The organism is Staphylococcus caeli (genome assembly GCF_900097965.1).
Lineage (GTDB): Bacteria > Bacillota > Bacilli > Staphylococcales > Staphylococcaceae > Staphylococcus > Staphylococcus caeli.
Window position 1 is genome coordinate 66,172 of the sequence record NZ_FMPG01000001.1, and the last position, 16,754, is coordinate 82,925.

Annotated in this window: 19 protein-coding genes and 2 pseudogenes; all 21 read right to left on the reverse strand. The window is 31.6% G+C overall.

Annotated features, from left to right (window positions below; genetic code table 11):
* Positions 1 to 16: 16 nt before the first annotated feature.
* Positions 17 to 991, reverse strand: a complete 975-nt coding sequence (holA, locus tag BJS11_RS00365; RefSeq protein WP_069995939.1) for a DNA polymerase III subunit delta — start codon at positions 989 to 991, stop codon at positions 17 to 19.
* Between the two features lie 75 nt (positions 992 to 1,066).
* A complete protein-coding gene (locus BJS11_RS00370; RefSeq protein ID WP_245167036.1) occupies positions 1,067 to 3,025 on the reverse strand; it encodes a DNA internalization-related competence protein ComEC/Rec2 in 1,959 nt (652 codons plus the stop codon).
* A gap of 239 nt (positions 3,026 to 3,264) precedes the next feature.
* On the reverse strand, positions 3,265 to 3,726 hold the full coding sequence (locus BJS11_RS00375; RefSeq protein ID WP_069996482.1) for a ComE operon protein 2: 462 nt from the start codon (positions 3,724 to 3,726) through the stop codon (positions 3,265 to 3,267).
* An 82-nt stretch (positions 3,727 to 3,808) separates the two neighbouring features.
* Positions 3,809 to 4,504, reverse strand: coding sequence for a ComEA family DNA-binding protein (locus tag BJS11_RS00380; protein ID WP_069996481.1), 696 nt, complete (start codon positions 4,502 to 4,504; stop codon positions 3,809 to 3,811).
* A gap of 49 nt (positions 4,505 to 4,553) precedes the next feature.
* The gene (locus BJS11_RS00385; protein WP_069996480.1) at positions 4,554 to 5,270 is read right to left on the reverse strand and encodes a class I SAM-dependent methyltransferase; all 717 of its coding nucleotides are present in this window, start codon (positions 5,268 to 5,270) and stop codon (positions 4,554 to 4,556) included.
* Between the two features lies 1 nt (position 5,271).
* A complete protein-coding gene (gene rsfS / locus BJS11_RS00390) occupies positions 5,272 to 5,625 on the reverse strand; it encodes a ribosome silencing factor (protein WP_069996479.1) in 354 nt (117 codons plus the stop codon).
* On the reverse strand, positions 5,626 to 6,210 hold the full coding sequence (gene yqeK / locus BJS11_RS00395) for a bis(5'-nucleosyl)-tetraphosphatase (symmetrical) YqeK (protein WP_069996478.1): 585 nt from the start codon (positions 6,208 to 6,210) through the stop codon (positions 5,626 to 5,628).
* Positions 6,200 to 6,772, reverse strand: a complete 573-nt coding sequence (nadD, locus tag BJS11_RS00400; protein ID WP_069996477.1) for a nicotinate (nicotinamide) nucleotide adenylyltransferase — start codon at positions 6,770 to 6,772, stop codon at positions 6,200 to 6,202. The genes yqeK and nadD overlap by 11 nt, the downstream gene beginning before the upstream one ends.
* Positions 6,772 to 7,062: a ribosome assembly RNA-binding protein YhbY gene (yhbY, locus tag BJS11_RS00405; protein ID WP_069996476.1), complete on the reverse strand. Its 291-nt coding sequence runs from the start codon at positions 7,060 to 7,062 to the stop codon at positions 6,772 to 6,774. The genes nadD and yhbY overlap by 1 nt, the downstream gene beginning before the upstream one ends.
* A gap of 13 nt (positions 7,063 to 7,075) precedes the next feature.
* Entirely contained in the window at positions 7,076 to 7,873 is a 798-nt protein-coding gene (gene aroE / locus BJS11_RS00410; RefSeq protein ID WP_069996475.1) for a shikimate dehydrogenase, read from the reverse strand.
* A 12-nt stretch (positions 7,874 to 7,885) separates the two neighbouring features.
* The gene (yqeH, locus tag BJS11_RS00415) at positions 7,886 to 8,992 is read right to left on the reverse strand and encodes a ribosome biogenesis GTPase YqeH (protein WP_069996474.1); all 1,107 of its coding nucleotides are present in this window, start codon (positions 8,990 to 8,992) and stop codon (positions 7,886 to 7,888) included.
* A complete protein-coding gene (locus tag BJS11_RS00420) occupies positions 8,993 to 9,520 on the reverse strand; it encodes a YqeG family HAD IIIA-type phosphatase (RefSeq protein WP_069996473.1) in 528 nt (175 codons plus the stop codon). It abuts the gene before it with no gap.
* Between the two features lie 15 nt (positions 9,521 to 9,535).
* Positions 9,536 to 10,222 (reverse strand): 5'-methylthioadenosine/adenosylhomocysteine nucleosidase, encoded by a 687-nt coding sequence (locus BJS11_RS00425; protein ID WP_069996472.1) that lies wholly within the window; start codon positions 10,220 to 10,222, stop codon positions 9,536 to 9,538.
* Between the two features lie 195 nt (positions 10,223 to 10,417).
* On the reverse strand, positions 10,418 to 11,650 hold the full coding sequence (locus BJS11_RS00430) for an NRAMP family divalent metal transporter (RefSeq protein WP_069996471.1): 1,233 nt from the start codon (positions 11,648 to 11,650) through the stop codon (positions 10,418 to 10,420).
* A gap of 4 nt (positions 11,651 to 11,654) precedes the next feature.
* Positions 11,655 to 12,413 (reverse strand): 5-oxoprolinase subunit PxpA, encoded by a 759-nt coding sequence (gene pxpA / locus BJS11_RS00435; RefSeq protein ID WP_069996470.1) that lies wholly within the window; start codon positions 12,411 to 12,413, stop codon positions 11,655 to 11,657.
* Positions 12,414 to 13,772, reverse strand: coding sequence for an acetyl-CoA carboxylase biotin carboxylase subunit (locus BJS11_RS00440; RefSeq protein WP_069996469.1), 1,359 nt, complete (start codon positions 13,770 to 13,772; stop codon positions 12,414 to 12,416). It abuts the gene before it with no gap.
* A gap of 21 nt (positions 13,773 to 13,793) precedes the next feature.
* Positions 13,794 to 14,030, reverse strand: a pseudogene (locus BJS11_RS14100) (acetyl-CoA carboxylase biotin carboxyl carrier protein); the annotation flags it as partial.
* An 89-nt stretch (positions 14,031 to 14,119) separates the two neighbouring features.
* Positions 14,120 to 14,234, reverse strand: a pseudogene (locus tag BJS11_RS14105) (acetyl-CoA carboxylase biotin carboxyl carrier protein subunit); the annotation flags it as partial.
* Positions 14,234 to 15,235 carry a 5-oxoprolinase subunit C family protein gene (locus BJS11_RS00450; protein WP_069996467.1) on the reverse strand — a complete coding sequence of 334 codons (1,002 nt, stop codon included), beginning with the start codon at positions 15,233 to 15,235 and terminating at the stop codon, positions 14,234 to 14,236. The gene BJS11_RS00450 and the pseudogene BJS11_RS14105, both read right to left, overlap by 1 nt.
* Positions 15,225 to 15,959, reverse strand: a complete 735-nt coding sequence (gene pxpB, locus BJS11_RS00455) for a 5-oxoprolinase subunit PxpB (protein WP_069996466.1) — start codon at positions 15,957 to 15,959, stop codon at positions 15,225 to 15,227. Before pxpB ends, BJS11_RS00450 begins: the two co-directional genes overlap by 11 nt.
* Positions 15,960 to 16,260: 301 nt before the next feature.
* Positions 16,261 to 16,737, reverse strand: a complete 477-nt coding sequence (gene greA / locus BJS11_RS00460) for a transcription elongation factor GreA (protein WP_069996465.1) — start codon at positions 16,735 to 16,737, stop codon at positions 16,261 to 16,263.
* Between the last annotated feature and the right edge of the window lie 17 nt (positions 16,738 to 16,754).

Genomic DNA, 16,754 nt, shown 5'->3' on the forward strand with positions numbered 1-16,754 from the left:
CTAAATTCCACATTTATCATAAAGAAAGTATAAATAATTCTAAGATAAGATGCTTATCCATGTATGATGACTTCAATTTATAATCTGTTTCTGCACAAGTATCAATAATATTCAATAAATTTTCTAGTTGATAATTTCTAGCTTGGTTTAATGCTAATTTTACCCTGTACGGGTGTACGTTTATTGTTTTTGCTATTTGTTGTCCACTATACCCTTTTTGATTCAATATTTTACATTGATAAAAAAGACGATAGTTACTAGTAATTAATGCTAGTAATTTTATTGGCTCTTCTTTCATAGCTATTAAATCTTTAACAAGTTGGATAGCTTTTACCTTTTTATTTTTTTGAATATATTCAGTTAACAAAAAAACATTTTGTTCTAAACTTCTATTTACTATTTGATGAATATCTTGTTTGTTAATAGTGGAACGATCGCCTAAGTATAGAATCACCTTTTCCAATTCTTGCTTTACAATATTAAAATTGATGCCAGTTAGTTCTAAAAATAAATCAAGTGCATCTTGCTTAATATCTTTATAATTTTCATGAAGTTGTTTCTTAATCCATTGTTTAATTTCTTCCTCTGACATTTGTTCTATTTTCTTTAGTTGTGTATTTTTTTTCAACGTTTTAACTAATTTTTTTCGTTCATCTAATTTTGAATGATATACCTCAAATATTAGAAGCGTGTCTCCATCATATTTCTCAATAAATTCAATTAGTTGATCAATATTGTGATTAACATCTTTTGGAGGTTTTTCACCAGTAAACAGATACGCATTTTGAACAAGAACTACTTTTTTATCTGAAAAAAATGGCATAGTTAAAGTTTCTTCAATAATTGGTGCTAAATCTGACTCATATAAATTGTATTTCACAAAATTAAAATCATCTTTAGGTGCTTGCAAATATTGGCTTACGACTTCAGCCGATTTTTTTTCAATTAACTCAGGCACTTCACCGTAAATTGTAATTATATTATCACTCATATATAGCACCCTTTCATTACGTTTACACATTGAAACATTATATCACGGCTCTTAGTATCTCTCTACTAGAAATGATTATTGTCGTTGCCCATTTATTATTAAATGTCTTTTTAACGTTATTGTTACTTCACCAGATTGACTAGTCATATAAGTATTAGAATGAGCCTGTTGCAACCGTTTAATGATTTCGATATTCGGTAAATTATATAGATTACTTTTACCAACTGAAATCAAACTTATATGAGGTTTTATAATATTAATAAAATTATCACTAGTACTCGTTTTACTTCCATGATGCCCCACTTTTAAAATATCTATCTTTCCTATGTTATATTTTTTAACTAATTCAAATTCATTTTTAGTCGACGCATCTCCCATCAATAAAATTTTAATATCTTTATATTCAATCAAAGTCACTATTGATTGTTCATTTAAATCTTCAGATGTTTGAATAGTAGTATCTAATAAATTAAATTTCGCTTGGCTAAGAAAAAAATATGGAATCATTTTAAAATCTAATATTTTAACACTATGCTGCTTACATTGTTTCTTTAATAAATTGATTTGATTTTTTTGGAAACTCTGCTGATTAATAATTAAATTTTCAATATTCATTGCATTTATTAAGTAATTTAATTCGCCCATATGATCGACATGTGGATGTGTGATAATCAAATATTTAATTTTCTTAACACCATGCCTTCTTAATGTTGGTAAAACTCTTTTCTTTGCTATGTTGTGTTTAACTTTTTCACCTGGCTTATGCAATGTGCCTCCAGTATCTATAAGTACAGCTTCTCTTTGGGGCGTTTCAAATAGTAACGAATCTCCTTGATTTACATTTAACATTGTTAATTTATAATCATTTGATTCAGGTGAAATTGTGTCAATTGTGATCACAACTATAAAAAATATAGTAAATAAATAAAAACGTTTGTGTACTAGTAAAATTATGGTTATAACAAGGAAAAGTACATTTACAGTTATAAGTATAGGTGATAATTCTGGAATAACCCATTTTATTGATGAGAGTTTCATAAAGAGAGAGACCATCAAATCATGTATATATAAAACTAAGTTTAATAGTTTGGTAAGTGGTATGAGTTCAAAAGGAAAATGAAGCGTTAAGAAATAAAAAAGTGATAATGGTAATAAACAACAAGCATAAAATGGTACAAATAGTAAATTTGATAAAATTCCTATCCATTGAATTTGATTAAAGTGGGCTGCACTTATGATAAAAGAACCTATTTGTGCAATGAGTGTTATATAAAGTATGCATTTAATAGTGCTTGCACTTTCTAAAATAGGAAGTGAGAAAAGGATGAAAAAAGTAATTAAATAGGAGAATTGATAGCCGATATTATAAATATATGCTGGATTTATAACCGTAGTAATTATAAAAACAAAAGCTAATAGATTCATAGATTGTTTGTAAATTCGTTTAGGGAGTAAAATAATTAAAAGTGATAGTGATACTGCTCGAATGGCACTTGGCGCCAGTTCAGTGTATAAAGTATAAAGGGGAAGTAAACAAAAAAGTAATAATTTTATCAGTATAAGAGGACATTGGCATCTATTAAATATAAAATAAATTAAACCGATAATTGCTCCAATGTGGGTACCACTGATTGCTAATAAATGATAAATTCCAATTTCTCTAATTTTATCTAGATCAGATTCATCAACCTTCGACGTATCTCCTGTAATCAAGGCAATAATTTTACCTGGTGTCCGCACATGCTTTTCATTCAATCGATCAATTACAAATTGTTTATGTTTTTCTAGAATATACGAAATTGTAGAACGAGACGCTTTACAGCCATTAATGGTCTCTAATTTCACATATAAGTTGCGATTAAGTTGTTCATCAAAAGATTTAAACTTGCCTTTAACATTACAACTATAACCATATAGTTCACTATAGTGAGTGCGCATTTCATCACTTTTGAAATAGTAATAATATTTATAGCTGTGATTGTTAATTGTCAACTTACCACTAAGATCATGATTGTTAATTTCGGGTTTATTCAAAAAATATGCTTCCGTATTAAAAGAGTGATTAATAAGTTGACTTTTAGACGTCTCAGTATGGTTTAAATAGTGTTGAAAATATAAATAAGATATACATGGTACAACAAGTACAAATGCAAATTGTACCATGCCGACACGTTTTTTTATTAGTATAAAAAGTAAACTTGTAAAAACAAGTATCGATAATGGTTTGATATGTAGCCATAAAACACCCGTTAGATAAGCTAAAGCGTAATAAATCATTTGTTCAACAGATATTGTGCTACATGTTTTTGATCAAACGTAATTTTTTTATACTCGATGCCTGATTGGTCTAATAATTTCAAAGCATATTTATGATTATGATAATCTTCTGCATAATAAATTGTTTTAATTCCAGATTGAATAATTGATTTCGTACAATTTAAGCAAGGAAAATGTGTTACATAGATTGTAGCACCATCTGTAGATACTCCTTGTTTCGCACATTGTAAAAGTGCATTCATTTCTGCATGAATAGTACGGATACAATGGCCATCTTCTAATAAGCACCCTTCATCAATACAGTGCACTTCTCCTGAAACTGAGCCGTTATACCCACCAGCAATAATTCTATTATCTTTTACGACAGTTGCACCTACAGACAAACGCTGACATGTAGAACGTAATGCTAGTAAATGGCTTTGAGCCATGAAATATTCTTCCCATTTAATACGGTCCATGTTGATCCTCCAATTAGTTATATGAATTATTTGTTTCAGTTAATTATAGATTAAATTTTATTCGTTCCGAATGCAACAAAAATCACACAGTTAAATCTTCTCGTATTTTCTCTAAAGTCTTATCACCTATACCATCTACTTCTTTAAGTTGATCTATGGTTTCAAAGTGCCCATGTTGCTGTCGATATTCTATTATAGACTTCGCTTTAGAAGGTCCAATTCCATTTACTTTCAATAATTGAGACTCGTCTGCACTATTTAAATTCACCTTTTCTTGGTTTAGTTTATTCTTCGAATGCAGTTTATGGCTATGGTTATCTGAAGTAGTCAAATCATTACTTTGAATATTATTCTTTTCATCCTTTTTAGGTATATAAACTAATTTTTGATCTTGTAATTTTTCAGCTAAATTTATATTACTCAGATCTGCGTCTGGTGACAATTTCGCTTTATCTAATAATTGTTTAATTCTATCTGTCGAATCCATTTGATAAATATTAGGTTTCTCTACTGCCCCTTTAATATCTACAAAAATTGTTTCTGTAGATTTGGCATTTTTATTAGAAGGTTTAGCATATGATTTTTTATTTTTTTCATTTGTTTGTTCATTAATAAACGTAGTAGCATCATCATGCGTTATATTTCTATTTTCATTCTCATACTTTGTTGAATGTATCGCAAAGTAGAGACAAATAGTAATCAAAATTAAAGCAATAGAAATCCAAATTATTTTGTATTTTAACAGTGGCTCTTTCCATTTGTCCCATTCTATAAACATAAAAAATCACTCCTTTATATATTACACGTATAAAGGAGTGATTTTACTTTTATTTTTTTACAATGAAAAATAATCTATTGCCTTGTTCATTGTGCTTATTTGTATCAAAATCTAAAAATGTTTTAATCTTACTAAAACCTGACTGTTTTAACATTTCAATATAATCGTTTTCAGCATATGTCCTTTGATAATGAGATTCATTAAATCTAATATATTGGTTATCGTCTTGTTTAATAAAAAACGACATATCATGCCAAACGCTTAACGGAACATCACCCTTGACTGCTTCCCATCCAAGAAATACATCTTCAGATTCATCAAGATAACTTTGGTTGTTAAACAGTGTATTCATTTTATGAACTGTATGTACATCAAACATGAACACACCATCTTGAGTTAAATGGCTATAAACGTGTTCAAATGTTGAAATAACATCATCTTTTTCAGGTAAATAATTTAATGAATCACAGAAAATAGTAATTACATCAAATTGACGGCCTAACTCGAAATCTGTCATATCACCTTCAAGCCAATGTACATTATTTGATTTTTGAGATGCTATCGCTAACATATCAATACTTAAATCCATACCAGTTATTTCTTGGAAATCAGTTATTAATGACGTTAAACTTCCTGTGCCACATCCAATATCCAAAATTGAATGCTTTTTTTCAGAAAATTGATTAACAATATCTAACCAAGATTCATAGGGTTGGTCTAATGTTAATTGATCATAAAACAAACTCATTTCTTCATACTGAACCATACTAGTATACAACCTGCCCATATGATTCTAATGGTGCATCTCTATATAATTTTTCAATATTATAATAATCTCTTTCATCTTTATGAAATACGTGTACGACTACATTTGCCAAATCAATAAGAATCCATCTCGCTTCATTAAAGCCTTCCATACGTTTAACTTCAATTTCCGCTTCATTAGCTGCATCTTTTACTGCACGAGCAATAGACTGAACTTGTTTTTCGTTGTTGCCGTGGCAAACTACAAAATAATCTGTCATATCGCTAATACCTTGCATTTTCAAAGAAATAATATCTTCTGCTTTTTTATTCTCAGTTGCTTCTACAGCTAAATTTAATAATTGATCTGATTTCATTTAATCATCCTTTACTCTTTCGTCACTATAATTGTAATAATTCAAGCATGCAATCGTCGCGTCATAAACATTAATATCTTTATTAATTAAATATAGTACTGTTCGCTTAGATATTTCATAAATAGTTTTATCTAAGCTACCTTGATTGTATGCTAAATCTCTAATTTCTTCAACGCCTGGGGTCTGACGTCCAGGTTCAATATAATCTGCAATAAATACCAGTTTCTCTGTTTTTGTCATTTGTGCACGTCCAGTAGTATGGTTTTTGATTGCTAACAATACTTCTTCATCATTGACACCATAGTGTTCCTTCATGATTACCGCACATACTGGTCCATGCAAAATTTCGGAGCCATAGCTTAACAAATTGCTATCTAGCTCATGTTGTGTCACAATTTGATACATTTTACCTAAATCATCATATTTAGAATAATCATGTAGAATACCAGCGAGTTCTGCTTTTGATTCATCTCCGTCATAAATCTCTGCTAGTTTAACTGCTGTCTCTGCTACGCGTATTGAGTGATCAAATCTTTTTTTAGGTAACTTTTCTTTAACTAATTCAATCGCTTGATTAATGTTCATATAATCCTTCCTCTCGGATATATTGTTCAACATTCGGCGAAACAAGCACTTTAATATTTTCTCCATTTTTGACTCTGTTTCTAATTAGAGTTGAACTTATATCTATACGTGGAATTGTTATTGCTAACATATCTGATGTTACTTCTTGTATTGCTTTATCCCTATTTACAATAACAAATGTTATAAGTGTTTTTAATTGCTCTATCTTATGCCATTTGTGCAGTTGTTCATATTGATCTGTACCGATAACAAAATATATTTGCGAATCAGGATGTTTTTCTAATAGGCGCATGACCGTATCATAGGTGTAACTTTGCCCTTGTCGTTCGATTTCATCCAAATAAATTGAACCAAATCCCAAGTCTTTTATTGCATATTCAATCATTTTAACTCTAAATGACGAATCTAAATAATCATCATGGGCTTTTAATGGAGACATAAAACTTGGTATAAAATAAAATTGATCTGGCTTGATACAATGATAAACTTCACTAGCTACTGCCATGTGAGCTGTATGAATCGGGTTAAACTGCCCACCATATAATACTATTGATTGCGACATTACGGTAATTGAATTTGTTTATTGTCTTGTGATTCTTTATAAAGCACAATCATCGACCCGATTACTTGTACGATATCACTTTTAGTTTCATCACTAAGTTTTTGCGCTAAAACCTTTTTGTCTTCTGAATTGTTTTGTAAGACATGAATTTTTATTAGTTCTCTATTTTCTAATATATCTATTAATTGATTTACCATATTGTCATTTATTCCCGCTTTACCTATTTGAAATGTCGGGTCTACATTATGGGCTTTACTACGTAAAAAACGTTTTTGCTTACCTGTTAACATAATTACTCTCCTTTTATAAATGTTTTAATACTGCATCTTTCATAACTTTAATATCTGGCATTTTATTCGTCCATATTTTAAAACTTTCTGCACCTTGATATACAAACATATCTAAACCATTGTAAATAGGATTCCCTTTTGCTTCAGCCATTTTTAATATCGGTGTTTTAAAAGGTACATATACAATGTCGCTCACAAGTGTTCGGACATCTAAACGTTCCAAATCAATCACTATATCCTTGTTTTGATTCATACCTGCTGGAGTCGTATTAATAATAATATCAAATGATGCTAAATCTGCTTCGGCTTCCTCTAAACTTATCTTGTTAATATCCAATGTCCAATGTTTAAAACGTTGCTTCGACCTATTTGCTACAGTTAATTTATAATCAACATATTTTGAAAGTTCATTAGCGATACCTTTACTTGCACCGCCAGCACCTAAAATCAAAATCGAAGCATTTTTCAAATCAGGATATATTTGATTTAATCCAGTTACATAACCAATACCATCCGTATTGTAGCCAATCCATTTACCATTTTTTATTTTAACGGTATTAACAGCACCTACAGTTTTTGATTGTTCATCAATTTCGTCTAAAAAAGGAATAATTCTTTCTTTGTGCGGTATTGTCACATTAAAACCAGCAATTGATTTTTCATCAATAATTTCTTTAATTAAATGAAAATCAGTTTCTGGAATATTTAAAGCTTCATAGTTCGCTTTATAATTCAATGCTGTGAAATTAGCATTATGCATTACTGGCGATAAGGAATGGTCAATGGGATGACCAATCACAGCATATTTCAAAATGACCCCACCTTACATAATTGAATTTCTTAAAACTACATCAACATTTTTGGGAACACGTACAATTACTTTAGCCCCTTCATCAATCGTTATAAAACCTAGTCCAGAAATCATTACATCTCGTTTTTCCTTTCCAGTCTCTAAACGTACAGCTTTTACATTTTGCAAATCAAAATGTTCAGGATTGTTAGGTGGAGACAAAACTGCACCTAATTGATTACGCCATAAATCATTCGCATTTTCCGTTTTTGTACGATGAATATTAAGTTCATTTGAAAAATAACATACTAACGGACGCTTTCCACCACTGACATAATCTATACGTGCTAGGCCACCAAAAAATAGAGTTTGACCTTCATTAAGTTGATAAATGCGTTGCTTTACTTCTTTTTTCGGCATTATAGTTTTTAGTTCTTTTTCAGTAACGTAATGTGTCATTTGATGTTCTTGAATAACACCTGGTGTATCAAACATGAATGAAGTATCATCTAATGGTATATCAATCATATCTAATGTCGTACCTGGGAATCTAGAAGTTGTAACTACATCTTTTTCACCAACACTACGTTCAATTAATTTATTAATCAAAGTAGATTTCCCAACATTTGTTGTCCCTACAATATAAACATCATCATTATTTCTCAATGAATCTATTGAATATAATAAATCATCGATACCCTCATTTTTTTCTGCAGAAATTAAAACCACTTCTTCTGCTTCTAAACCATATTTACGCGCCGTTTTTTTCAGCCATTCTTTAACGCGGCGTTTATTAATTTGCTTTGGCAATAAATCTAGTTTATTTGCGACTAAAATAATTTGTTTATTGCCAACAATACGTTTGATTGCATTAATAAACGACCCTTCAAAATCAAAAACATCAACAACATTCACAACTATGCCTTTTTTATCAGCAAGACCGTTTAATAAGTTTAAAAAGTCTTCACTATCTAAACCAACATCTTGAACTTCATTGTAATTTTTCAATCTAAAGCAACGTTTACAAATAACATCTTCTCTATATAAATTGCTTTCCGGTACATACCCCGGCGCATTGGTATCTTCAGATTGTAATGGTGCACCACAACCGATACATTTTAAAATTTCAGTATCTGCCAATCAGTTTTCCTCCCATGTAATATAACCTTTTTTTCTAAAGTGTTGTAATAATCTACGTTCGATAAGTCTATTAAATTTCGTTATAAATCCGTCTGTTTTTTTAACTGGTACAACCATTATAGTAAATAAGCCACGTCTGTTACCACCAAATACATCTGTCAACATTTGATCGCCAATTACCACGATTTCTTCTGGCTTTAATTCCATTAAAACAGATGCTTGTTTAAAAGCACGACCTCTTGGTTTTTTCGCTTTAAATATATAATCTACTTTCAAAGATTTTGAAAAGCTACCCACACGTTGCTCATTGTTATTTGAAACAATAGTCACTTTAATGCCAGCTTCTTTGGCTTTTTCAAACCATGCTCTCACTGCTTCTGTTGGATCAGCAACATCCCAACCAACAAGAGTATTATCCAAATCTGTAATTATACCTTTCACACCAGATGCGGCAAGTTTTTCAATATCTATTTGAAAAATAGATTGCACGTATTCATTTGGCATAAAATATTTCTTTATCATACCCATTTTATTTTCACCTTTTTATATAGATTTAATTAAACGATCAACAATTTCACTGGAGGAAATTGCTGCTTTTTCTAAAAATGCTTCAAATGTAATACCGGCATCTCCATCTGCTAAATCTGAAATCGCTCTTGTAATGATAAACGGTAAATTAAATTGATAACATGTTTGTGCGATTGCAGTTGCTTCCATTTCTGCAGCCATAGCTTGTGGGAAATTTGTTTTTATTGCGGAACGTTGTTCAGCTGTGCCAATAAAACTATCACCACTTACAATCAGTCCAGTTTTTGCGGTTAAATTTTGTTTGTCTATTGCTTCAATTGCAAGTTCAATTAAGTGTTTATCTGCTACGAATTGTGCAGGCATTTGTGGAATCTGGCCTAATTGATAACCAAACGCACGAGCATCAGCATCATGATATGCAACCATATCACTTATAACGACATCACCTACATTTAAAGACGTATCAAGCGCACCTGCAGATCCTGTATTAATAATTAATGTTGGGTTAAATCGTTGTATAAGTATCGTAGTTGAAATGGCAACATTTACTTTACCAATACCACTTTGAGTTACTACGACTTCTTTGTCATGTAATAAACCTTTATAAAATTTGACATGCGCAATGTTAATTTCTTCTAATTCTACAATTTTATCTTTTAAGATTGCTACTTCTTCTTCCATAGCACCAATAATACCTATCACTATCATTCACCTCATCTTAAAATCCTAGCCTTTGTTATTCTACCACATTTAGTGGTATACCTCGATCATTGTTCGATTATTTTATATAAAAACGAGTTCAACAACTATTAAAAAAATTTGTTAATTCATAATACATAATAAAAACCTGAAAGCAACATTCAAATAAGTTGCTTTCAGGTTCAAAAAATTTACATATTAACTTCCGAATAATTCCGTTAATCCTTGAAGTGAGAAGATGCCTGTCACAATTGTCACGATGACAGCTACGATGCCGAATATGAGCATCCATGTAGGGTGTTTATAATCACCCACAATTGATTTTCGTTTACTTGCAATTAATATTGTACCTAAAGTAATTGGTAAAATTAATCCGTTTAACGCACCTGCTACAATTAATAATGTAACTGGTTTACCTAAGAATAAGAATACAATCGTCGAAATAACGATGAAACTTATAACAATAATATTTGTTTTATTATAAAAAGTCTTATGCAACGTCTTCATGAACGTAGCACTTGTGTATGCCGAACCAATTACAGATGACATCGCTGCTGCAAACAGTACGACACCAAATATATTACGTCCTACTGGACCAAGTACATGTTCAAATACTGACGCAGGTGGGTTTTCTGAATTTAATGTAACTCCAGTTACAACAACGCCGAGTACTGCTAAAAATAGTAAAGTACGTAAAACTCCTGTTGTTAAAATACCAGACACTGCCGCTCTATTTACAAAGGGCAAATACTCTTTACCTTTAATACCAGAATCTAATATTCTGTGTGCACCTGCAAAAGTGATATAACCTCCAACTGTACCACCTACTAATGTAATAATTGGTAATACCAATGCAAGTGGTTGTTCAGGCATTACTAAATGTTGTGCAGCATCTGCATATGGTGGATTAGCTTTAAACATAACAAATGCGATTACTAAAATCATCAATAAACCTAAGAACATTGTTACGACATCCATGATTTTTTGACCACTTTTACTTACGAATATACCAATAGATAATACCGCTGTAATTGCAGCTCCAATTCTTACATCTAAACCAAATATTGCATTTAAACCAAGCCCAGCTCCAGCAATATTACCGATATTGAAAGCAAAACCACCAATCGCTATTAGTATTGAAATAACGGTCCCAAGTCCAGGTAAGATTTCATTAGAAACTTCCTGGCCGCGTTTTCCAGTTACAACAAGTACACGCCAAATGTTAATTTGTGCCCCTATATCAATTAATATAGATAGTAAAATTGCAAATGCAAAACTTGATGCAAACTGTGCCGTAAATACAGCAGTTTGTGTCAAGAATGCTGGTCCTATGGCTGATGTAGCCATTAAAAATACAGAACCTAATAATAACCTTTTATGATTTTTTGTAAACTTAAAATCATTCTCTTCTAACTTCGACTTCCCTTGCATTGAATTAGCCCCCTAGCCTTGAAATTGAAACGCCTTCTTTCATTAATCTTTCTTTAATTTTAGATACAAAATTAAAAGCGTGTTCACCATCTCCATGAACACAAATTGTATCTGCTTGAATTTCTATCGTGTTATTATTTTTTGTAATAACCTTTTGAAATTTAACCATATTTACAACTTGATTAATCGCTTCGTTAGTATCAGTAATTAATGCATCACTTTCTTTTCTACTCACTAACTGGCCGTCATCTTCGTAACGTCTATCTGCGAATACCTCCGATGCAGTAGTTAATCCAACGCGTTGAGCCTCAGTAATTAAAAATGTATTAGATAGCCCTATGTATATAATTTCAGGATCGAAATCATAAACTGCTTGTGCTATTGCTTTTGCGATGTCTTTATCTCTTGCACCCATCTGATATAGTGCACCATGTGGTTTAACATGGTTAATTTTGACATTATGAATTTGACAAAAACCGTTAAGCGCACCAAGTTGATAAACCACAATATCATAAATTTCTTTTGTTGAAAAGTCCATATTTCTACGACCAAATCCTTGTAGATCTGGAAGTCCTGGATGTGCGCCAATGCCAACTTTATTTTCTTTAGCAAGTTGTACCGTTTTATTCATGACAGATTGGTCACCAGCATGAAAACCACAAGCAATATTTGCTGAAGTAATGAGCGGTATAATTTGTCCATCTCCACCAAATGAATAATTTCCGAATGCTTCACCTAAATCACAATTTAAGTCTACTTTCACTTAAGTTTCCTCCTTTATAATTTGATGTCTATCTAAAAATTTGATATCAACATTGCTCGCATCACCATTGGCATATTCAGGATATGATAACACTGCATATAAAAAGTCGGCTGTTGTTGTAAAGCCATCAATGACCATTTCATCTAATGCAACTTTTAATTTTTTAATGGCTAGTGTTCTCGATGACGATTTGACAATAACTTTTGCTACAAGCGAATCATAGTTTGGCGAAACTTGATAACCTGAATAAAGTAAACTATCAACACGAATATTAAAACCTTGTGGCAAGTGGAGGTTTTCAACTTTACCTGGTGAAGGTTGAAATTGTTTTTCGGGATTTTCTGCATTAATTCTAGCTTCAATTACATGACCATCAAATATAATATCCTTTTGAGAAAATGGGAGCTCTCCGTGTTGCATTAAATATAACTGTGCTTGGAGTAAATCACGATTTGCTCTCATTTCAGTTACGGTATGTTCAACTTGGATACGTGCATTCATCTCAATAAAATAATATGCATCATCAGTGACTAGATATTCAATAGTACCTGCACTACGATACTGTGAAGCACGTGCTACTTTGACAGCATCACTACACATTTGTTCTCGCATACTTTCTGATATTGCTGCACAAGGTGATTCTTCAATGAGTTTTTGATTTTTTCTCTGTACTGAACAATCTCTTTCACCTAAATGAATATAATTATCTTTACCGTCACCTATAACTTGAACCTCAACATGTTTTGCTACTGGAATAAATGCTTCAACATATATACGATCATCATCAAAGTATTTTTTACCTTCACTTTTTGCTTCTTTATAGGCCTTTTCAAGCATGTCTTCTGATTTGACTATACGTATCCCTTTGCCACCACCACCACTAGCTGCTTTTAACACAAGTGGATATTCAATCTCTTTGGCAATTGTTTTCACTTCTTCAATGGATTCAATAGCTTTGGTTGATCCTGGTATAATAGGTACGTTAGCATTATCAACAGTTTGACGTGCCGTGATTTTGTCTCCCATCATTTCCATTGTTTCATACGTAGGACCTATAAAGTGTATGCCATTTTCTTCTACTTTTTGAGCAAAAGAAGCACTCTCCGATAAAAAGCCATAACCTGGATGAATCGCGTTAGCCTGAGTGATTTTTGCTGCGCTAATAATTCGCGCTTGATTTAAATAACTATCTAGCGGGTTAGCTTCACCAATACATATTGCTTGGTCGGCTAAGCTTACGTGTAAGCTATTTTCATCCCCTAATGCGTATATTGCAACCGTTTCGATATCCATTTCTCTACAAGCCCGTATAATTCTTACTGCTATTTCTCCTCTATTTGCAATTAAACAACGGTACAATGCAAACACCCCTTTCTCAAATTACTTTACATTTACAATGACCTGGTTATATTCAACATTTGTTCCATGTTGCACTAATATTTCTTCAACCACGCCTGATACATCACTTGTTATTTCGTTCATGACTTTCATAGCTTCAATATAACCTATGATATCCCCTTTATTAATTTCGTCACCAACTTCTATTACAGGATTTGTTAATTCCTTTTCATCTTGTAAGAAAAATGTGCCGACCATTGGTGATTTAATTTCTTGATATTGACTTTCAGTTTTATTCTTTACTGAGTCATTATTTGATTTCATATCACCACTATGTTGTTGTATATTGTTTAACGGTTGCTGATAACCGTTATCTTCTGTAAAATCTAACTCTATTTCACTATCAAAATCTTTGAATTTAAACTTTTTAACGTCATTTTCTTTAGCTAACTTGATTAATTTTTCTACTTTTTCGTAATTCATTACAATTCTCCTTTAAGCAATTTATTAATACGTGAAGACGTATGTCTCATTTGTGATAAATCAAAAATTGGTGATTCTGATAATTGTTCTTGTTTTTCTGCAAACTTGCGTTCTTTTTCTTTGAGTTTTTCGTTTGCTTGCGCCACAGTTATCCATTGAAAATCTATTGTTTCACTAGGTTTTTTCTGTGCTAGTATTTCTAAATCTGCTACACAAACAGTCGCTATTTTTGTATAACCACCTACAGTTTGTTTATCATTTAATAAAATAATTGGATTGCCGTCGTCTGGGACTTGTATACTACCTAATGCCACTGGTTCCGAAATAATATCGGCACTTTCTTTAGGTGCAATATTTGACCCTTGTAATCGAAAGCCCATTCGGTCTGACTTTTCAGATATTTTAAATGAATTTGAAGTCAATTGAACTTTTGCTTCATCATCAAAGCTATCAAACTGAGGCCCTTCTATAATATGTATCGTATCTGATAATGGTATTTCTACAGGAACAGTCAGACCGATATGTGACATATAATCACCTTGTTTTCTAATCTGAAGTGTATCACCAGATTTAAGTGCGCGTCCTTCATATCCACCTATTTGACTATGAGTGTGTGTTGAATAGCTTTCTGCAATTAACGGGACATCAATAGGCTTACCAAATACTATATATGCTCTTGCACCCACTCGTGCTGAATTTAATGTTAAAATATCTCCACGTTTGGCAGCAATTACAGTTTGATGTGAAATTGCTTTTTCATTAAGTTGTGCGTCAAATTGTGCACCAGTTATTGCAAAAGTATTATCTTCTAGAAATTGAAGCGTAGGTCCGAATATCGTACATTCAATAGCTGGGCCATCATTGTTTATGAGCGTTTGAGCAAGCCGAAATGCATAATTGTCAAGTGCACCTGCAGCTGAAAAACCTTGATCTTGGTATCCAATTCTACCTTCATCTTGGATTGTACTGAATAAACCTGGATTTAAAACTTTAATACTCATCTTGTAACCTCACCCACTTTTCAATATTGAATTGTTGCCCTGACTGTTCGCTCTCTATTTGTTTAAATGTTTGTTCATCTATAGCATAGAATTTTATCTTGTCTCCTGGGGCATATAAGCACATAGGGCTTCGCTTTGCATCAAATACTTGAATAGGTGTTCTTCCAATAATTTGCCACCCACCAGGTGAAGCTTTTGGATACAATCCAGTTTGATTATTGGCAATACCTACAGATCCAGATGGAATACGTGTTCTTGGTTCTTTTCTTCGAGGTGTATGTAATTGTTCATCCAAGCCACCTAAAAATGGGAAACCTGGCATAAAACCTAACATATAAATTAAATATGCATTTTCACTATGTATGCGTATTACATCTTTAATATCTAACTGATGATATTTCGCTACAGTTTCTATATCTTCACCATATTCGCCACCATAACAGACAGGTAAATATATAATTTTATTATTCTTATTCATTTGAACATCGTCTGCATCTTGATAATTTTCTAGGTTCAAGTCTGAAATAATCTGATTTGAATCACTATGCGTTACATCTATATTTAACATTAATGCACGATATGAAGGTATCATTTCAATAATTGCTGGATGTTGTTGTTCTTTTATATATTTTTCAATTTGTTGAACTTTTTTAAACGTTGTTGGGTCAATTTGTTCTTCAAAATAAATCATAATTGTTTGTTCATTTATTATTTTATATTCCAAAACGTTCTCTCCCCCTTTGTAAACACTTACAATTAATTATAAAATCAAACTAAATTGTGTGCTTAACATTAGTATTATATCATTTACAATAAAACTCTGTTTAATAGCAAATAATTATCGTCTTTAATAATAAAACCGAATTCACTTGATAAATACAAAAATAATTTATCTCAACTATAAATTATATGATTTTATTCAAAAATCAGTATTCTTAAAAGAAATGATAAAAATAATACAGAAATATTTTATAATGAAAAATCCCTCACACATTGGGAAATGTTTGAGGGATGGATAATAAATTTTATTTGATATTAACAATTTTCACATTGATTTCTCCACCATTAGGTAGAGCTACACGTACTTCGTCATCTAATTTTTTACCAATTAAGCTCTTAGCCATTGGTGATTCATTAGAAATTTTACCTTTAAATGCATCAGATTCTGCTGAACCAACGATTTGATATTCTTCTTCTTCGTCACCAGGTAATTCTACGATTGTTACAGTTTTACCTAATTGTACTTCATTGTTATCACCTGTATCTTCGATGATAAGCGCATTGCGTAGCATATGTTCTACGCGTTGGATATCTTGTTCTATGAAGCCTTGTTCATCTTTTGCCGCATCGTACTCAGAGTTCTCTGATAAGTCACCGAATGAACGTGCTACTTTAATTTTTTCAACTACTTCTGGTCTTTTAACCGTTTTTAATTCTTCTAATTCTTTTTCTAATTTATCGTAACCTTCTTGAGTCATTGGATATTGTTTTTGATTTTCCATTATGTCATCTTCCTTTA